The sequence below is a fragment of the Jutongia sp. SJQ-6 genome (assembly GCF_054161275.1).
This window is the reverse complement of sequence record NZ_CP195314.1, coordinates 380,786-399,793: the sequence shown is the minus strand read 5'-3', so window position 1 is coordinate 399,793 and position 19,008 is coordinate 380,786. Positions and strand designations below refer to the sequence as shown.

The window sequence follows — 19,008 nt, the reverse complement described above, 5'->3', positions numbered from 1 at the left end:
AATACGACACTTTAATCTTGTTAATAGATCATTTGTATTTCCTGTTCTCCGCCCAGTTCATCACTGATTGCGACCGGCAAATGTACAATCGGTGTACGACCGGCAAACGTTACACTGTCAATGCGGTATACCGGCAAAATGCCACTACCGCCGATCGAATGGTACGGGATGTACACCGGATTCTGTGTGCGGTCTAACGACAATCCCGAAGCAAAATCAGCCGACAACACCGCTACTTTCTCACCGGTATACGGCGATACCAAGCCATTTCCCGTATCAAACAGTACACGAAGCACATATTCCCTGCCTTCATGACAAAGCACCGCCTGAACGGTTGTCTGACACCGCTTATACGCTCCTTGCAGTTCTCGCGCCAGCACGCAAAAAGCAATGCCGATCCCTAACAGTCCAAGCAAGATAAACCAAATAGAATATCTTGGACTACTGCCCACTAATGCTCCAATAGCATGCAGCGCATTTAACAAACCCCCCGTCACAAAAGCAACGATCAACAGTACTAACAGATCGGTTCTACGTTCTCTCCGGTCAAGTTCACGAAAGCCAAACCAGACCATTCCATATACTGTCAACAGACTGAGCAAAAATATCTGCCGATGTATCAAAAAAGATACTGCATAGATTGCCGTTGATAACACCGCCGCCAGGCAGGCACTCACTGCAATTCGTGATATGGAACTGCGTTTGCCTCGAAGAAGTCCTGTAATCCCCATTAGAAACAGGTTCAAAATCAGGTTCAGGATGAAGTAAACATCAAGATAAACTCTCATGTCTGTTTCCTTCCTCTCTTTCCGAAACCAAGTATACCGAATCCGGCCTGCGAAATATGTCAAAGCATGACAGATGCAGAAAAGATCTTTGACGGTTTTCGACAATAAAGGCAAAACCAGCGTTTTGCCTTGCAAGAATTGCTTATGCAATTCTTGTTGGCTTCACACCACATAACAGCTTTTTACATACAATGAAATAAGGCAAAACCGGCGTTTTGCAATGTTCACACCACATAACAGCGTTTTACATACAATAAAATAAGGCAAAACCAGCGTTTTGCCTTGCAAGAATTGCTTATGCAATTCTTGTTGGCTTCACACCACATAACAGCGTTTTACATACAATAAAATAAGGCAAAACCAGCGTTTTGCCTTGCAAGAATTGCTTATGCAATTCTTGTTGGCTTCACACCACATAACAGCGTTTTACATACAATAAAATAAGGCAAAACCAGCGTTTTGCCTTGCAAGAATTGCTTATGCAATTCTTGTTGGCTTCACACCACATAACAGCGTTTTACATACAATAAAAATAAGACAGTGCACCAATATGTGCACTGTCTTTTGACTCGTTATCTTAAATACACGTTATTTTATTTTTTTACCTGAGACGCCGGATATGCCTGTGTACTTGATAGCACAACACCGTCATCAGACTGCACTTCTACTACAAAAGCATTTGGTACATCTCTCGGCTCCGTAACTTCTGTTTCCGGCTCCCCGGAATCTTTTTTATCTGCTTCGTCCAGTTCGAATTCATCTTGAAGCTGCAAACATCCCGAACTGATCCATTCGGATTCCACCAACGTTCCATCATAATACACTTTGCAATATGGTGTAAAACCGCTGCCAACTACCCGGTAGCCACTTTTCGTCTTTTGAACCGAAGTTAGCTTCACCGGCTCTGTGCCCATCTGAAGCTCCGTCTGTTTAAACGGATTTTCACCGTCATACGCATAATTATCACCATACAACAGATCGTAAGACAATGTAGTGAGACCTGTCAAATACAATTTGGAACGATGTTTTGTCTGTTGATGATATTTAGTGATCATCCCTTCGTGAATCTGTATACGATCTAAGACTTCTGCATACAACTGGTATGCATGCAGGTTTTTCGTCTTTTTCTTAAGATTCATATTATCCCAAACGACATACTGCGTCTGGTAAAGATTGGCATTACTCAGATCGTCTTTCTGAATATCCAAGCTTGGCAAATGATCTCCATACAAAACCAATACCGTCTCTTCTTTCCGATTCGACAACTCTTTGATCAACGTATCGATCATTCTATCCACTTCATGGATCTCATTCACATAATACTCATATGCCTGCTCTTTTCTTTCTGGCGCACCAGTAACCTTGATCGTCGGGTCATCTAACGCAATACCATCGTATTTTCCGTGACTTTGCACCGTGATCGCCATCGTAAAATCCGGTCCCGATGTCGAATCCAGAGTTTTCATGATCTCCCGCGACAATACATCATCATTACTCCAGCCATTTGGACTATCCGTCAATCCATTCATATATTCCATAGAACAAAATGTGTCAAATCCAATGTTAGAAAAAACTGTATTGCGACCATAAAACGTCGCTTCATTGTTATGCACAGCATGCGTCGAATATCCCAGTTTTTTCAGGTCTGTACAGATACTTTCCGACGTCTTGCTTTTGAGCACTGTTTTATATGGGTATTCACTCACCCCAAAATCGTGCTGACGCATTCCTGTAAGTATTTCAAACTCCGTATTTACCGTACCGGCACCAACCGTCGGCACCGTAACTAAACCTGAACTATATTTTTTCTGCAGGCTATGAAATACCGGCAGCGGATCTTCTGAAAATTGCAGATTTTTCTCATAACCTACATCAAAAAATGACTCCAACTGAATAAATATAATATTCGGCCGTTTGTCTGTATTTTTTTCATCTTTCAGTGCTTTTGTAATCTTCTTCACAGACTGCTTGCTGTAATCCTCCGGCTTTTTTATTCCGGTATCCAGTATACTATTTGCAAAGCAATAAGCAAAACCGTAATTTTCATAGGCCTCTGAAATGTTTGTATAATGTGTGGAAAGTGCCTGCACCGAATTACTTGAGCGATGAAGGACAATAATTGCCACGCCAAGTGTAAGACAACACAAAATCGAAAAGATGATCTTTCGATGTCCATGTTGCTCATTCACAGGAGCTTTTCGAAACAAACAGATAAGACCTATTAAAACAACGAATATTGCAACAATGATCATTGCGATCGTAAATAGGTTCAAATAATGAGATGATACACTGATCGCACTCTTGATCAATGTAAAATCAACCGCCGAAAACGGTGTGACTCTAAAATGCAGGATTACAAAATTAACAATACCAAAAATAACCCACACCACAGAAATTGTGGTCAAAGCAAACACCTCACGCTTAAAAAACATTGCAATAGAAAGCGTTAGCATAATGATCAACGTATTAAACGCAAAAAGCAACGGACTATTTATGGCATATTTTACAGCCGCAATCAATGATTTTCGGCTTAATGCTTCAATCAAAAATTCCAAAACAATGGGAAGCAGAATATAAAAGCTAACATAACGCTTAACTTTCATTGTAAACAACCCCTCCTGTATGACTGCCAAAAACTTTTCCCTGATGTTTTCTTTATTCTGTCATGTTTTTGTATATACGTGCTACTTTATCTACCGGTCCTTTAGCAACCAGAACACCACTATCCAAAATGATTGCTTTGTCGCACAAACGACAAACCTGTTCCAAAGAATGTGATACAAAAAGTACGGTTACACCCTTTTCGAACATACTCATGATCTTTCGCTCACTCTTTGTCCGAAACTTCTTATCGCCGACAGACAATACCTCATCCAATATCAATATATCCGGCTCTACAATTGTTGCAATTGAAAAACCTAGTCTGGATTTCATTCCGGAAGAATAGTTCTTGATCGGAACCTCAATGAACTCTCCCAATCCGGAAAAGTCGACAATCTCATCAAATTTTTCATCTAAAAACTCTTTGGAATATCCCAACACCGCTCCGTACAGATAGATATTCTCGCGTCCTGTATACTCTGAATGAAATCCGGCACCAAGCTCCAGCAGCGGAGCCAATACTCCTCGCGTCTGTACCGAACCAACCGTTGGTTTTAATACTCCGGATACAACCTTTAGCAACGTACTTTTACCGGATCCATTCAAACCAAGTACACCAAGTCGTTCTCCTTTTTTGATTTGAAAATCTACATCCCGTAAAGCCCAAAACTCATCGTATTTTAGATCGCGTCTCACAAATTTGATCAAATACTCCTTGAGATTATCTACTCTTTCCTGGCTCTGATTAAAACACATTCCTACGTTCTTTACGCTAACTGCTACATTATCTTTCACGATAACAACCATTCCTTTCCAAGTATCTGTGAACAACCGCCTTATCCCATGCCGCTCACTTCATTAAATTTTGTAATACAATGTTCTCTCAAGCATTATCTTTATACATACAAAATGAATTCATCCTGTTTCTTGTTAAAGAACAAAATACCAACGATCAACAATACTACTGAAATAACAGCAGATGTAATGCAGTAATGTGCATCTAACGGTGTTCCGTACAATACTGCCTCACGGAAGTTGGAAATACACATATATACCGGATTGACACCAAATATCCATCCATTACCTGTATTGATGACGCGGTCCGGCTGATAGAAAATAGCAGATGCATACATGATCAACATGGTAAATACCGACCAAATATACTCGATATCACGGAAAAATACATTTAAGGTCGCTAAGATCATACTGATACCCGTTGTCATGATCAGTAAGATAAACAGCGGTACAATTGCCTGAACTACATAAATGGTAGGCTGTACATGAAGAACGGCATCCACTCCTACTAACACAACAAGTGAGATCAAAAATGTAACAAAGTTCGATATGACCGTTGATAATACATAAATATACTTTGGTACATATACTTTCTTGATCATTGCAGCATTACCGCTGACCGCTCGAAGACCGGATTTCGTGCCGGATGAAAAAAAGGAATATAACAATCGTCCGGACAGGATATATACAGGATACTGTTCATCGTTGTTACCAAAGAATGTACCAAACACCAACGTCAATACAAGCATCGTGAGCAATGGCTCGATCAGCGTCCATAAAATACCCAAATAAGAACGACGATACTTCAACTTGATATTTTTCTTTACCAACTCTGTCAGCAAATACTTATATCGCAGAAAGTTTTTCAAATACTTTTTCATAACTGACTTGCTCTCCTTCATCATGTACAACTTTTGTACCATTGTTTTATCTGTTTATTCTGTATTGCATACGAATCCAGAATATCATTGCTAATTATATCATACCCCCAAAAAAAGTCAAACAATAGTTCCGAAACATCGCTTTTGAATTTTGGACAGCTAATTGCATCTTTCTCATTTCTGCGATATAATAGTACTTGCAGAAATTTTATTCTTTGTGAATAGGATCTACTGCTAAATTTTGAAAAGCCTGTGAGGAGTGCTTAACGTGATAACAAAATTGCCATTTTCCTTAAAATATGAGACCGGCTTAGATTATCCGATCACCATGTATGATCACCTTCCCTATCAGCGGGATTCTGATTACTGCAATGCTGAAAAGATCGGATTGAGCACCGGCAAGATTATTAAATACTATCTCTGTAACAACGAAACAGAGCCGCTGACGATCAACAATCATGATGATGAGATTGATGAACTCCTTCTTCATATTCAGTTGCAGGAGCAGAAGCACGCTCAGATCACAAAGGAACCGCAGCCGGAAACTCAACAAGTTTCTGATGAGATCACGCAGGATCAAATTGAATCACTGTTAGCGGATAATACGGAAGAACCTGATGCTGATCCAAAGCCCATCACAGATTTTGAGCCTGCTGAGGAAACTATCGAACCGGAAATTGAATCGAGTGTTGTTTCTTAGATTTTTATAACGACAGATTATTTTTTGAAACAATTAATAGGCATTCACACATATGGTGTGAATGCCTATTTTCTAATTTGCAGACCATTATTTCTTCTTTTTGAATGGACTTCGCTTCTCTTTGTGAGACTTATGACCAGTCTCCGGTTCTTCTTCCTTCTTCCCGTCCATTGCCTGATCAAAAGCTTTCAAAAGTTCTTTTTGCTCGGCGTTCATCTTTGTTGGTACCTGAACCACCAACGTTACATAATGATCGCCGCGTACCTGTTTATTCCGTGTTGTTGGAACACCTTTACCACGCAAGCGAACTCTTGTATCTGTCTGCGTTCCCGGTTTTACCGTATACATCACGTCTCCGTCGATCGTCTTGATACGCACTTCTGCACCCAATGCTGCCTGCGCAAACGTAATCGGTGCTGTGGAATAAATATCATAATCCTGACGTTGGAAGATCGGATGACGCCCAACAATAACCTGTACCAGCAAATCGCCTCTTGGACCGCCATTGATACCTGGTTCTCCCTTATCACGAATACGAATACTCTGTCCGTTATCGATTCCTGCCGGAATGCTGACAGAAATTTTCTTTCTGCGGCTAATGTAACCACTTCCGCCACAATCCGGGCAACGATCCTTAATGATCTTGCCGGTGCCATGGCAGTCCGGACATGCCTGAACATTTCGCACAACGCCAAACAATGACTGCTGTGTAAATACAACCTGACCCTTGCCGCCGCACTTGCTGCAGGTTTCCGGCTGTGTTCCCGGTTTAGCACCGGTTCCGTGACACTTTGCACAGTCTTCTTTAATATTCAGTTCAATCTCTTTTTCGGTGCCAAAACATGCCTCTTCGAATGTCAAATGTACGGATACACGCACATTCTGCCCTTTCATCGGACCATTATTGGCACTACGGCTTCTTCCTCCGCCACCAAAGAAATCTCCAAAAATATCTCCAAAGATATCTCCCATGTCAAATCCGTTAAAATCGAATCCACCTGCTCCACCACCGGCACCACCATCAAATGCTGCATGACCGAATTGGTCATACTGGCGGCGTTTGTCTGCATCGCTTAGAATGGCATACGCTTCAGAAGCTTCCTTAAACTTTGCCTCCGCTTCTTTATCACCCGGATTCATATCCGGATGATATTTCTTGGCCAATTTACGATATGCCGATTTAATTTCCGAATCGGAAGCGGTTTTGCTTACGCCTAATACCTCGTAATAATCTCTCTTCTCTGCCATTTTCTAAACTCCTGCTTTTATACTTCACGGTATTCACCGTCTACCACATCATCATCTGCACCATTGTCTGCAGCACCTGCGCCCATATTAGGGCCTGCGCCTGCACCCATATCAGGACCTGCACCTGCTGCCTGTGCACCTTCATACATCTTCTGGAACACATTCTGTGCACTCTGCATCAATTTCTCATTTGCAGCCTTGAGCTCTGCAACGTCAGCCTCAGAAACATTCTCTGCATCTGTCTTCTCAACCAATGCTTTCAAAGCATCAATGTCAGCCTGAACCTGTGCTTTCTCGTCAGCACTGATCTTATCGCCAACTTCATCCAATGCTTTCTGTGTCTGGAACACAAGACTATCAGACTCATTTCTTGTATCAACAGCTTCTTTACGAGCCTTATCCTCAGCCTCAAATTGAGCTGCTTCCTGAACAGCTTTCTCAATCTCATCATCAGACATGTTAGATCCAGCTGTGATCGTAATGTGCTGCTCTTTGCCGGTACCAAGATCCTTAGCGGATACATTTACAATACCGTTGGCATCAATATCAAACGTAACTTCAATCTGTGGAACACCTCTTCTTGCCGGTGGGATACCATCCAAACGGAACTGACCGAGTGACTTATTATCCTTGGCAAACTGACGCTCACCCTGTAATACATTAATGTCTACAGCGCTCTGATTATCTGCTGCCGTTGAGAAGATCTGGCTCTTCTTTGTAGGGATTGTTGTATTTCTCTCGATCAATCTTGTAGCTACGCCGCCCATTGTCTCAATAGCCAAAGACAGTGGAGTTACATCAAGAAGAAGGATATCGCCTGCTCCGGAATCTCCGGCAAGCTTACCACCCTGAACGGATGCACCTAATGCAACACACTCATCTGGGTTCAATGACTTACTTGGATCATGTCCGGTAAGCTGTTTTACCTTATCCTGAACTGCCGGGATACGGGTAGAACCACCAACTAACAATACCTGACCAAGCTCAGAAGCCGTGATTCCGGCATCTCTAAGTGCATTCTGTACCGGTGTAGCTGTTCTCTCTACCAGATCATGTGTCAGCTCATCAAACTTAGAACGGCTTAAATTCATATCAAAATGAAGTGGGCCATTCTCGTTCATGCTGATGAACGGAAGGTTGATATTTGTTGTTGTTGCAGAGGAAAGTTCTTTCTTCGCCTTCTCTGCAGATTCTTTTAATCTCTGAAGTGCCATCTTATCATTGGATAAGTCAACGCCGTTTTCTTTCTTAAATGTCTCGATCATGTACTGTGTGATCTTCTCATCAAAGTCATCACCACCAAGACGGTTATCACCGGATGTTGCTAATACTTCAATGACACCATCACCGATCTCGATAATAGATACATCAAATGTACCACCACCTAAATCGTATACCATGATCTTTTGCTCTTTCTCATTGTCCAAACCATATGCTAATGCAGCAGCTGTCGGCTCGTTGATGATACGCTTTACATCAAGACCGGCGATCTTACCGGCATCTTTGGTCGCCTGACGCTGTGCATCGTTAAAGTATGCAGGAACTGTAATAACAGCTTCGGAAACGCTCTCACCTAAATAGCCCTCAGCATCAGCCTTTAACTTCTGCAGGATCATTGCGGAAATCTCCTGTGGAGAATATTTCTTATCATCAATTGTTACGCGATAATCTGTACCCATATGTCTCTTAATAGAAGAAATGGTCTTGTCAGCATTTGTAACTGCCTGACGTTTTGCAGGCTCACCTACCAAACGCTCACCATTTTTAGTGAAAGCAACTACAGACGGTGTTGTTCTGGCACCCTCTGTATTGGCTACTACGACCGGTTTTCCACCTTCCATAACAGCAACACATGAATTTGTTGTTCCTAAGTCAATACCAATAATCTTACTCATAGTAATTACCTCCTAAAATGCAATGCATATTCTTGCTCATTTAACATAAAATTCAGGGATATTCCCTTAATTAACTACCTTTACCATACTATGACGAACAACGCTGTCTTTGTACATATAGCCTTTCTGCATTTCCTCGGCTACCGTGCCACTCTCCAGCGCATCATCATCAACCATCATAACTGCGTTGTGAAGATTCGGATCAAACTCTTTGCCAACTGCATCGATCGGCTTTACACCAAGAGCATCAAACGCAGTGAGCATCTGTTTATATACCAGTTCCATTCCCTGTACGAATGGACTCTCCTTGTCTTCCTCAGCAACTGCTAACAAACCTCTCTCGAAGTTGTCGATTACCGGAAGCATCTTTTCTACAACATTCTTTGCTCCCATTTCAAACATCTGAGACTTTTCTTTCTCGGAACGCTTGCGGAAGTTTTCAAACTCTGCCAATTGGCGAACTCTTTTGTCTTCAAGATCTGCCAGTTTTTCTTCCAGGGCTGCTGTCTTTTTATCTTTTTTCTTATCGAAGAAAGATTTCTTTTCTCCGGCACTCTCTTGTGCCTGCTCAGCCTCCGATGTTTCCGTACTTTCCGCACTCTCTGCTGTCTCTGCAGTTTCTGTTACATCCTCTGCTTTTACAGCTTCCTCTTCCTGATGGATCGTCTCTTCTTTCTTATCTTTCATATCTGCCACTTCGTTATCACCTCTCTGCTTATTGGTCCTTAAATATGTCATCAAGCTGCGCCATAAGCGACTGCAGCGTTCCAACGACCTTATCATAATTCATACGCTTTGGTCCTACGATACCGATCTTACCATACACACCTTCATGAATGCGGTAGGTTGCGGTAACCATAGAACAGTCTTTCATGGATGCCACCTGTGTCTCATCACCGATATACACTTGAATATCATGACTTTCTTCGGAAGGCTTCGTATTCGTTGATGGAATTTCCAGCCAATGCCCGATCTCCTGCTTCTCTTCGAATGCAACCAACAGATCTTCTACATTGGACTTATCTGACAATTCCGGATATTTCAAAATGTTTGTGGCACCACTCGTATACACTTCCGGATCATCTTCACTCGTAAGCACATTACCGATCACTTCCAGCACAGAATCAATCACAGTACTGTCGCTCTTCATTTGCGCCTTGATCTGAGAGATCAGTGCTAAATTCATTTCCGTCACGTCCAAACCATTAAGTGCTGTGTTCAACACAAAATTTAACTTGGCGACGCGTTCTGGATCAAGCGGCTCATTAATGCGTATCATCTGATTCTTCACATGATTGTTATCGAGTACGATAACTGCCAGCAAGCTGTTCTCATCAACTTCCGTCAGCTGAATGAACTTGACTTTTTTACTCTGGTAACGCGGTCCTGAAACCATTGTCGCATAGTTGGTATTGGTTGCCAAAAACTTTGCAACCTGCTTCAGCAAAAGATCCATCTTGTCTGCCTTCTCTTCCAAAGCATCTTTAAGATCCGCCACCTCGTGCGTCTTGTCTTCCAGCATGGTATCTACATAAAGTCGATATCCTTTGTCAGAAGGAATCCGTCCTGCAGAAGTATGTGGCTGTAAAATATAACCCATATCCTCCAGATCTGACATTTCATTACGAATGGTCGCTGAACTGAGGTGAAGATCCGTATCCTTGGAGATAGTTCGCGAACCAACCGGCTCTCCGGTATCTAAATAAGTTCGTATGATCGCCTGCAGTATCTTAAGTTTTCTCTCATCCAGTTCCACCGTATCACTTCCTTCCTGTTTTGTTAGCACTCTTTATGGTGGAGTGCTAACATCTATAGGTAAGATAGCACTCTACATGATTATTGTCAAGTATTTTTCTGTATTTTTCGAAAAAAATTACCTACAAAGGTTTTTCTATAGAAATTCTTTGCTCATACCGATATAATAAGAGACGAGAACAATAAATAAGAAAGGTTGGACAAAAAAATGGATCACTCGCGCATTAATCCTTATAATACGAATAATACTTCGCAGTCCCGCAGCACAAACACGTCTTCCTCTGCTATGACCGGTAACGGAGTTCGCCGTGGCAATGTTCCGGGGAATGCTTCTGCGCCCTCTGTTCAAAAATCCGGACAGTTTGGCGTTGTAAAAGCTGCCACCAGTCTGCAGCTGGGCGATGTGATCAAGGGCGAAATATCGGATCTTACCGGTAACGAGATTACCCTTACCTTAGAAAACAATACAATGATACGCGGTCAGATTTCTGACAGTTCCTTATTATCAATCGGACAAACTGCTGCCTTTAAGCTGGATGGATTATCTCCGGCCGGTGTTATCCTATCTCCCGTAAGCGGTTATACGGAAAATGAATTAACGCTGATCAATAAGGCACTGCAGGAAGCAGGACTCCCCTCTTCAGAGCATAATCAGGCTGCCGTTAAAGCGTTGATGGATAATCTGATGCCGATCAATCGCGAAGCGATCCAACAGTTAATGCAGCAGGCCTTCGATATGAAGAGTACCGATATGGGTACTCTCGCTCTAATGAAACGTTTAATGATGCCTGTTACCCCGGACAGTCTCGAGCAGTTTGGCAATTACAGGCAGGGAATCCATACATTGACGGAGCAATTAAACAACTTCGCCGGAGAGCTTCCCGTATTGCTTCAGGCATTGTCCGAAAATGGTTCTGCTTCATTGGTAGCAGACTTTGCAAAGCAATGTCTTCAGATCACCCAACCACTTTTCACGGAAACCTGGGATGGTTTGACAGTTTCATCTCTGTCTGAGCAGGATAAAGAAACCCTTCTCACGCTATTATCACAAACAGAACTTCCGGAACAGATATTAAAAGCTGCCTCTGATGGCACACTGTCTGTTCAAGATGCCCTCAAGCTTGTCAAAGATGCTATAGCAGCTCAAAAGGCCGTTGCGGATCAACAAAGTTCCAAAGAGCCGGAAAATGTGTCTGAGGATCCCAATATCCCGACCGATGCAAAGGCATCGTCCACAGAGACGGAAAACACAGGTATATCCAAACTATTTCATTCCCTACAAGATACCGTCAGCCATTCTTTATCGGATACACTTGGAAAATTCCGTGCAGGACAGTCTACATCGGTTACGGAAGAAAATACAGATAACGAGACTCTGCTTCGTTCACTGTCGGAATTGACTGAGACGGATGCCTCTGCCAGAGGACTGGTGCGTTCTGTGTTATCCGAGGATGCAAGATCTTCATTTGCAGCACTGCTTAGCAAGCTGCCGGTCAGTCCATCTTTTTTGGCACAGATCCTATCCGGCAATGCTTCTATTCAGGAAACGATGCATGTACTCAAAAATGTTATCCCTCTTTCAGATCCTTCATTACTAAAAGAAGTTTTGCGATCTGATGAATTTGCGTCATTATTTGCTAAAAGTTTGGAAAACAACTGGAGTATCACCCCCGATCATCTATCTCAAAAGGGACAGCCGGGTATGTTTTTGGAACAGATCCAGTCTCAAATGCATTCATTAGAACAGCTGATCGGTTCTTCCCTTTCCGGGTCAGACTCCAGACAATTCGAGCAAAATGCGCACGATATACAAAGTAATATACAATTTATGAAAGAACTAAACGAAACGTTCACCTATCTGCAACTGCCGATCAAACTGCCAAGTCAGACGGCAGGCAGTGAATTATATGTTTACACGCAAAAAGAAAAACGGCAGGCAGATCCGGAAAAGATGCGTGTACTGCTCCATTTGGATCTGGAACATCTTGGAAAACTAGAGATCAGACTCGATAAGGATCATCAAAACATTGCCGCCAACTTTCGTCTTGACGACGAATTTAGCGTGGAGCTGCTCCGTAAAAATGCAGCACTTCTAACACAGAATTTAGCAGATATGGGATATCAAACGAATGTTCAAGTAACAAAACAAGAAGAGGCACCGGTTTCGATGGATGACTTTTTGAACACCCGGATCAAAACCAATGCCACAGAAGAAATGAAACGTTTTTCCTTTGATATCAGAGCGTAGATCATTCTGCGCTCTGTTCTATTTCCTCAAAAATATAATCAAACACGGATGCCATCCCTACAAATTCGCAACCATAATTGAAAACACCATCTGCATGCTCCGCCTGACGAATAATACGCACAACACAATTCAAACAACGATCGTGTTTCTCAAATTCCAATCTGGCATTAAAATAAAATCCAATTGGAAGCATACTCGATGATAAAAATCCAATGCCGTCTTTTGAAATATCAATCACCTCAATTGGTGCATTAATATTATTAACTTTGACATTATCCTGCTTAAACAGAGAAGATACTTCCAAATTCATCTTGGTCGGTATTCGTTTGCTTCTCCGTTGTTCCACTCTATTTGTACTCACGACACTCCTCATTTCTGCACACTAAGGTTTTACGGGATCTATCTGGTGTGCACAGATCACCCCTGTAACAACTCTGTCAAAATCTGATTGACCATTCCCGGATCTGCTTTACCCTGTGTTGCTTTCATTGTCTGCCCCACTAAGAAGCCGATCGCTTTTTTCTTGCCGGCACGATAATCTTCCACAGACTGCGGATTATTTGATACGATTTCCTCAATGGTTGCTCGAAGTGCTCCATCATCTGCAACCGTGCGAAGACCATTTTCCTCAACATACTGCACCGGATCAATGTTTTCGTTGAATATGTGTTCAAACACCTCTTTGGCAACAGAACTATTGATTGCGCGCTCCTCCGTAAGTCCGATCAACTTGGCAAGATTTTCCGGAGAGAACGATAACTGCTCCGGTTCCAGATCTGCATCTTTCATCAGGCGCATCGTCTCACCCATAAGCCAGTTAGAAACTTTCTTCGGTACATGACAGATTTCTGTCGTCTTTTCGAACAGATCTGCCAAATGCTTATTGCCGGTCAAAATCTTAGCATCATACTCCGGAAGTTTATATTCGTCCATATAACGCGCCAGCTTCTCTTCCTGCAATTCCGGCTGTCTTGCACGGATCTCATCCAGCCACTCATCACTAATAATGATCGGCACAAGATCAGGCTCTGGGAAATAACGATAATCCTGAGCATCCTCCTTAGAACGCATTGCATAAGAATATTCCTTCGCATCATCCCATCTCCTGGTTTCCTGAACAACCTCTTTGCCTGCCTCGATCAAATCAATCTGACGTTCTCTTTCGGACTCGATCGCACGTGCGATTGCCTTAAAAGAATTCAGGTTTTTCATCTCCGTTCTCGTTCCAAACTCTGTTGCTCCTACTTCACGCACGGATAAATTGACATCAGCACGCATCGAACCTTCCTGAAGTTTACAATCAGATGCACCTAAATACTGAATGATCATTCGCAGCTTTTCCAAATAGGCGATCACCTCTGACGCTGAGCGCATATCCGGCTCTGATACGATCTCGATCAACGGCACACCGGAACGGTTGAAATCAACTAAAGAGTTTTCGCCCCACTCATCGTGAACTAATTTACCGGCATCTTCCTCCATATGGATCTCATGAATACCAATTGTCTTTCTTGCACCATCTTCTGTCTCAATCTCAATACCACCATTACGACAGATGGGAAGATAAAGCTGCGATATCTGATAATTCTGTGGATTATCCGGGTAGAAATAGTTCTTACGGTCAAACTTACAATTTTGTGTGATCGTACAGTTGGTAGCAAGACCAACTGCTGCTGCATATTCTACTACTTTTTTATTTAATACCGGCAAAGAACCCGGCATTCCGGTACATACCGGACATGTATGTGAATTTGGTGCTCCGCCAAATTCTGTAGAGCAGGAACAGAAGATCTTTGTCTTGGTCGCTAACTCCACATGAACCTCTAATCCTATGACTGTCTCGTATTGTTTCATGATCTGTCCTCCATTATATTTCTTCCGATACCTTGTAGCAAAGTATCGTTCCCCGTTTCTTTTCTCACCGATTATGCCATCGGACTATGCTCATACGATCTTGTCTGCTCATATGCATATGCTGCACGAATGATCTTGTTCTCCTGGAAACAATCACCGATCAATTGCAATCCGATCGGCAGACCTTTCGAATCTTTGCCACATGGAACAGAAATTCCCGGAAGACCTGCAAGATTTACAGAAATCGTATAAATATCTCCCAAGTACATCTTTAACGGATCACTCAGACTCTTACCAAGCTCCGGTGCCGTCGTCGGTGCAGCCGGACCTAAGATCACATCATATTTAGCAAATGCTTCATCAAACGCCTTTTTGATCAACGCTTTGGTACGAAGTGCCTTCAAATAATAGGCATCATAATAGCCTGAACTAAGTACAAAAGACCCAAGCATGATACGACGTTTTACTTCTGCGCCGAATCCCTCTGAACGGGATTTCTTATACATCTGATGCAACCCCTCATAAGCATCCGTACGGTAACCATATTTCACACCATCAAAACGTGCCAGATTCGAGCTTGCCTCTGCACAGGCAATGACATAGTATGCAGGAATTGCATACTCTACTAAGCTAAGATCAAACTCTTCAACAATAGCACCTTTCTTTTCTAATTCTTTGGCTGCCTGAAGCACAGCAGCTTTCACTTCCGGATCAAGACCCTCGCCAAAGTAATCTTTCGGAATACCAATGCGCATTCCCTTCACATCATCTACCAAAGCATCTGTAAATCTCAGATCATCACGCTGTACGGAAGTGGAATCTTTCGGATCATGGGAGGCGATCGCTTCTAAGATCATTGCACAGTCTGTTACGTCCTTGGCAACCGGTCCGATCTGATCCAACGAAGATCCATATGCGATCAAGCCATAACGCGATACCGTTCCGTAAGTTGGCTTAATACCTGTTACGCCACAGAAGGAAGATGGCTGGCGAATAGATCCGCCGGTATCTGAACCGAGGGCAAAAGAGCACTCCTCCGCTGCAACAGCGGCACAAGAACCACCGGACGAACCTCCCGGCACATGCTTTGTATTCCAAGGATTTTTGGTCTCGCCATAAGCAGAAGTTTCTGTTGTACTTCCCATGGCAAACTCATCCATATTTGTTTTTCCAATAATGACGGCCCCTGCTTTCTGCAAGTTCAAAACTGCCTCTGCCGTATACGTCGGATAAAAGTTATTTAAGATCTTCGAACTACAGGTTGTAAGTATTCCCTCTATGCACATATTATCTTTAATTGCTACCGGTACACCCGCCAAAGGGCTGTCTGCATATTCTCCGGCTTCTATCTGTTTTTGCACGTTCTCTGCCTGTGCCAAAACCTTATCCCTGTCCACAACCGTAACAAAACTATTTACTGCAGTCTCTTTGGCTGCGATCGCATCAAGTGCTTCCTGCGCTGCCTGAACTGCTGTCACTTCACCTGATTTAATTTTTCTGCCAAGCTCAGCCGCTGTCAAACTCATTAAAGACATGCTTTTTCCTCCATTTCTGTTTTATACTAATCGCCCAAAATAGTTTTCGGCACTACGAAACTGTCTCCATTGCGTTCCGGTGCATTTGCCAATGTGTTTTCTCGTCCATCGTGTTCATTCACTTCATCCTCGCGAAATACATTATGAACCGGGAATACATGTGACAACGGCTCTACACCGGATGTGTCAAGCTCACCGAGTTTGTCAATATAATCCAACATCTCTTCCATATCTTTTTTGGCATTTTCCTTCTCTTCCTCGGAAAGCTCTAATTTTGCCAAAATACCAACGTACTCTATTGTTTCATCCGAGATTACATTTGCCATCGTTTTACCTCCATTTCTGCATACATTTCTTATCCAAATAATCCAGAGAAGAAACGTACGATTGCTTCAAATATATTTGCAAAGAAATCGCCTATCTTTTGTGCAAGACCCTTTGTATCCACATTTGACAGATCGATTCCTGCATCTTTCAATTTATTATAAATCTCACCAGCCTGTTTCTTCAATGCATCCACATTAACATCCACTTTAGATACTTTTTGCATCATAGTAACAAGCTTGTCTACCTCGTCTTCCGGAACCTCAATACCCAGTTCCTTAGCAGAGGATTCAATTGCTTTTTTTATATCTTCACGCTTTGTCAACCGCTGGGATAATACTTTTTCCTTGGCGGCTGCGATCAACTGTTCTGCCTTGTCACTATCACCAACCGCTTCTGCAAGATTAGCAGTAGCCACCAGCTCATTCGTTGCTGCATCCATCGTATCTTCTGAAATTTCTTTACCGGTCATAACAGAATATGCCTTCATAGCACCAACCAGTGCAGATGTTCCGGAAATCTTAAATGGTCCGGTAACTTTGACCTCTGCATCTTCCAACCCCGCGGTTACAAGCGCATTGGTATACATACCAGACGTACAATAACTGATATTATCCGTTGTTACATGTACTCCGCTGCCCTTCTCGGTCTTTACGACCATTACAGAAGACAGAGCACGCTTTCCGATCACGGAAGATGCAATATAATCACCAAGATATTCATGTTCTTCTTTGTTTGTGATCTTAATCGTTTTATAATTTTTTAAATCGGATTTTGTAATACCAAATGAATCCATGACCTTCTGCTTTTCACTTTTAGACAGATCCTCTCCAAAAGCGATATAGCGCTCATAGCTTGTATCTTCTTCCTTCACTTCGGCATCCGCCATCACTGTTTTCGGTAAACTCACGATAACAAGAGCCATCATAAGCAGACCACAGATTCCTTTTAAATAATTATGTTTCATCGAAGCCTCCAACCTCTCAATGCCCCATTCGTAGGGTTGTCTATAGTAGATAGGGAAAACGGACAGGAACATGAATTTTTCTGTCCGTTTTCATTGTCTCACTGCAAGCATCGATCGACTCTCCGCCGCCGTGTGAATATTTTCTATTTATGCTTTCCCATTTTTAATACGATCCATTGCCTTAACTGTATTTTCGGCACTGCCAAATGCAGTCAGTCGGAAATATCCTTCACCGCTCGGACCAAATCCGGAACCAGGTGTTCCGACAATATTAAGCTCCTCTAACAGGTAGTCAAAGAACTCCCAAGAAGTCATCTTATCCGGTGTCTTCAACCAGATATATGGTGCATCTACACCGCCAAACACTTCATAACCGGCAGAGATCAATCCATCACGGATCGTCTTAGCATTGTTCATATAATATGCGATCTGTTCACCCGTCTGCTTCTTACCTGCCTCCGAATATACTGCCGCACCTGCTGCCTGAATGATATATGGAGCACCATTGAACTTCGTGCCATGACGGCGTGCCCATAAGCTGTGCAATGTAACATCTCCACATTTTAACTCTTTTGGAATCACCGTAAATCCAAGTCTTGTTCCGGTAAATCCTGCATTTTTAGAAAAGCTTCTAATCTCAATGGCACATGCGGTAGCACCTTCGCACTCATAAATGCTGTGTGGAACATCCGGTGTTGAAATATATGCCTCATACGCTGCATCATAAATGATCACTGCGCCAACCTTCAAGGCATAGTCAACCCATTCCTGTAACTGGGATTTTGTAATCGTTGTTCCGGTTGGGTTATTCGGAAAACACAGATAAATAATATCCGGTGTCTCTGTTGGTAATTCCGGGCAGAAACCATTTTCCTTGGTGCATGGCATATAAATCACATCAGACCATTTTTCCGTCTTAGGATCATAAGTACCGGTACGGCCTGCCATTGCATTCGTATCCACATATACCGGATATACCGGATCACATACGGCAATCTTATTGTCTACTGAAAAAATATCTCCAATATTACCGGAATCGCTCTTCGCACCATCGCTGACGAAAATCTCATCGGCAGAGATCTTACAGCCGCGTGCCTTATAATCATTTTCCACGATCGTAGTACGCAAAAATTCATAGCCCAGATCCGGAGCATATCCCTTAAAGGTTTCTGCATGTGCCATCTCATCCACTGCACTATGCAGACGCTCAATGATCGCCGGTGCAAGTGGCTGTGTCACATCACCAATCCCTAACTTGATGATCTCTTTGTCCGGATTTGCCGACGAATATGCTGCAACCTTCTTTGCAATCGTCGAGAACAAATAACTTCCTGGTAATTTTAAGTAATTGTCATTAATCTTGTACATGGTTACCTCCATTCTGTCAAAATGTCCGAAAACATCCTTATCCTTATAG

General features: G+C 42.6%; 16 protein-coding genes. 2 read left to right on the top strand and 14 right to left on the bottom strand.

Going from position 1 to position 19,008, the window contains the following annotated elements; all coding sequences use genetic code 11:
- Positions 1-20: 20 nt before the first annotated feature.
- The 4 genes from ACSAJE_RS01785 to ACSAJE_RS01770 all read right to left on the bottom strand — a co-directional run bounded on the left by ACSAJE_RS01785 (position 21) and on the right by ACSAJE_RS01770 (position 5,065).
- Entirely contained in the window at positions 21-788 is a 768-nt protein-coding gene (locus tag ACSAJE_RS01785; protein WP_118690143.1) for a sigma-E processing peptidase SpoIIGA, read from the bottom strand.
- Between the two features lie 593 nt (positions 789-1,381).
- Positions 1,382-3,391 carry an LTA synthase family protein gene (locus ACSAJE_RS01780; protein WP_118690142.1) on the bottom strand — a complete coding sequence of 670 codons (2,010 nt, stop codon included), beginning with the start codon at positions 3,389-3,391 and terminating at the stop codon, positions 1,382-1,384.
- Between the two features lie 52 nt (positions 3,392-3,443).
- Positions 3,444-4,196 carry an ABC transporter ATP-binding protein gene (locus ACSAJE_RS01775; RefSeq protein ID WP_022025452.1) on the bottom strand — a complete coding sequence of 251 codons (753 nt, stop codon included), beginning with the start codon at positions 4,194-4,196 and terminating at the stop codon, positions 3,444-3,446.
- A gap of 89 nt (positions 4,197-4,285) precedes the next feature.
- Positions 4,286-5,065, bottom strand: coding sequence for an ABC transporter permease (locus tag ACSAJE_RS01770; RefSeq protein ID WP_458009534.1), 780 nt, complete (start codon positions 5,063-5,065; stop codon positions 4,286-4,288).
- A 268-nt stretch (positions 5,066-5,333) separates the two neighbouring features.
- Here ACSAJE_RS01770 and ACSAJE_RS01765 point away from each other — a divergent pair, with 268 nt between their 5' ends.
- Positions 5,334-5,765, top strand: a complete 432-nt coding sequence (locus ACSAJE_RS01765; protein WP_118690141.1) for a hypothetical protein — start codon at positions 5,334-5,336, stop codon at positions 5,763-5,765.
- Positions 5,766-5,852: 87 nt separating this feature from the next.
- Here the strand turns inward: ACSAJE_RS01765 and dnaJ are convergent, their stop codons facing one another.
- The 4 genes from dnaJ to hrcA all read right to left on the bottom strand — a co-directional run bounded on the left by dnaJ (position 5,853) and on the right by hrcA (position 10,664).
- Complete coding sequence (dnaJ, locus tag ACSAJE_RS01760) at positions 5,853-7,013, bottom strand: molecular chaperone DnaJ (protein WP_022025455.1); 1,161 nt, start codon at positions 7,011-7,013, stop codon at positions 5,853-5,855.
- Positions 7,014-7,030: 17 nt separating this feature from the next.
- Entirely contained in the window at positions 7,031-8,908 is a 1,878-nt protein-coding gene (gene dnaK, locus ACSAJE_RS01755; protein WP_458009533.1) for a molecular chaperone DnaK, read from the bottom strand.
- 66 nt (positions 8,909-8,974) lie between these two features.
- Positions 8,975-9,595 (bottom strand): nucleotide exchange factor GrpE, encoded by a 621-nt coding sequence (gene grpE / locus ACSAJE_RS01750; protein ID WP_118506938.1) that lies wholly within the window; start codon positions 9,593-9,595, stop codon positions 8,975-8,977.
- A gap of 28 nt (positions 9,596-9,623) precedes the next feature.
- Positions 9,624-10,664 carry a heat-inducible transcriptional repressor HrcA gene (hrcA, locus tag ACSAJE_RS01745; protein WP_022025459.1) on the bottom strand — a complete coding sequence of 347 codons (1,041 nt, stop codon included), beginning with the start codon at positions 10,662-10,664 and terminating at the stop codon, positions 9,624-9,626.
- A 207-nt stretch (positions 10,665-10,871) separates the two neighbouring features.
- Here hrcA and fliK point away from each other — a divergent pair, with 207 nt between their 5' ends.
- Positions 10,872-12,911, top strand: a complete 2,040-nt coding sequence (gene fliK, locus ACSAJE_RS01740) for a flagellar hook-length control protein FliK (protein WP_458009532.1) — start codon at positions 10,872-10,874, stop codon at positions 12,909-12,911.
- 1 nt (position 12,912) lies between these two features.
- On the opposite strand, the gene ACSAJE_RS01735 is transcribed toward fliK, so the two are convergent.
- From ACSAJE_RS01735 to ACSAJE_RS01710, 6 genes are all read right to left on the bottom strand, one after another.
- On the bottom strand, positions 12,913-13,272 hold the full coding sequence (locus tag ACSAJE_RS01735; RefSeq protein WP_022025461.1) for a PilZ domain-containing protein: 360 nt from the start codon (positions 13,270-13,272) through the stop codon (positions 12,913-12,915).
- Between the two features lie 56 nt (positions 13,273-13,328).
- On the bottom strand, positions 13,329-14,768 hold the full coding sequence (gatB, locus tag ACSAJE_RS01730) for an Asp-tRNA(Asn)/Glu-tRNA(Gln) amidotransferase subunit GatB (protein ID WP_118506906.1): 1,440 nt from the start codon (positions 14,766-14,768) through the stop codon (positions 13,329-13,331).
- Positions 14,769-14,836: 68 nt separating this feature from the next.
- Entirely contained in the window at positions 14,837-16,300 is a 1,464-nt protein-coding gene (gene gatA / locus ACSAJE_RS01725) for an Asp-tRNA(Asn)/Glu-tRNA(Gln) amidotransferase subunit GatA (RefSeq protein ID WP_022025463.1), read from the bottom strand.
- A gap of 26 nt (positions 16,301-16,326) precedes the next feature.
- Complete coding sequence (gene gatC, locus ACSAJE_RS01720) at positions 16,327-16,626, bottom strand: Asp-tRNA(Asn)/Glu-tRNA(Gln) amidotransferase subunit GatC (protein WP_118690135.1); 300 nt, start codon at positions 16,624-16,626, stop codon at positions 16,327-16,329.
- 29 nt (positions 16,627-16,655) lie between these two features.
- Positions 16,656-17,591, bottom strand: a complete 936-nt coding sequence (locus tag ACSAJE_RS01715) for a DUF1002 domain-containing protein (protein ID WP_458009531.1) — start codon at positions 17,589-17,591, stop codon at positions 16,656-16,658.
- A gap of 147 nt (positions 17,592-17,738) precedes the next feature.
- Positions 17,739-18,959: an LL-diaminopimelate aminotransferase gene (locus tag ACSAJE_RS01710; protein WP_118506908.1), complete on the bottom strand. Its 1,221-nt coding sequence runs from the start codon at positions 18,957-18,959 to the stop codon at positions 17,739-17,741.
- Positions 18,960-19,008: the final 49 nt, after the last annotated feature.

Bases quoted from the DNA above. Each gene is read 5' to 3' on its own strand.
- gatC (WP_118690135.1), bottom strand. From the start codon at position 16,626: ATGGCAAATGTAATCTCGGATGAAACAATAGAGTACGTTGGTATTTTG.
- dnaJ (WP_022025455.1), bottom strand. From the start codon at position 7,013: ATGGCAGAGAAGAGAGATTATTACGAGGTATTAGGCGTAAGCAAAACC.
- gatA (WP_022025463.1), bottom strand. From the start codon at position 16,300: ATGTCTTTAATGAGTTTGACAGCGGCTGAGCTTGGCAGAAAAATTAAA.
- ACSAJE_RS01770 (WP_458009534.1), bottom strand. From the start codon at position 5,065: ATGAAAAAGTATTTGAAAAACTTTCTGCGATATAAGTATTTGCTGACA.
- ACSAJE_RS01775 (WP_022025452.1), bottom strand. From the start codon at position 4,196: ATGGTTGTTATCGTGAAAGATAATGTAGCAGTTAGCGTAAAGAACGTA.
- ACSAJE_RS01710 (WP_118506908.1), bottom strand. From the start codon at position 18,959: ATGTACAAGATTAATGACAATTACTTAAAATTACCAGGAAGTTATTTG.
- fliK (WP_458009532.1), top strand. From the start codon at position 10,872: ATGGATCACTCGCGCATTAATCCTTATAATACGAATAATACTTCGCAG.
- dnaK (WP_458009533.1), bottom strand. From the start codon at position 8,908: ATGAGTAAGATTATTGGTATTGACTTAGGAACAACAAATTCATGTGTT.
- grpE (WP_118506938.1), bottom strand. From the start codon at position 9,595: ATGAAAGATAAGAAAGAAGAGACGATCCATCAGGAAGAGGAAGCTGTA.
- ACSAJE_RS01715 (WP_458009531.1), bottom strand. From the start codon at position 17,591: ATGAAACATAATTATTTAAAAGGAATCTGTGGTCTGCTTATGATGGCT.
- ACSAJE_RS01780 (WP_118690142.1), bottom strand. From the start codon at position 3,391: ATGAAAGTTAAGCGTTATGTTAGCTTTTATATTCTGCTTCCCATTGTT.
- ACSAJE_RS01785 (WP_118690143.1), bottom strand. From the start codon at position 788: ATGAGAGTTTATCTTGATGTTTACTTCATCCTGAACCTGATTTTGAAC.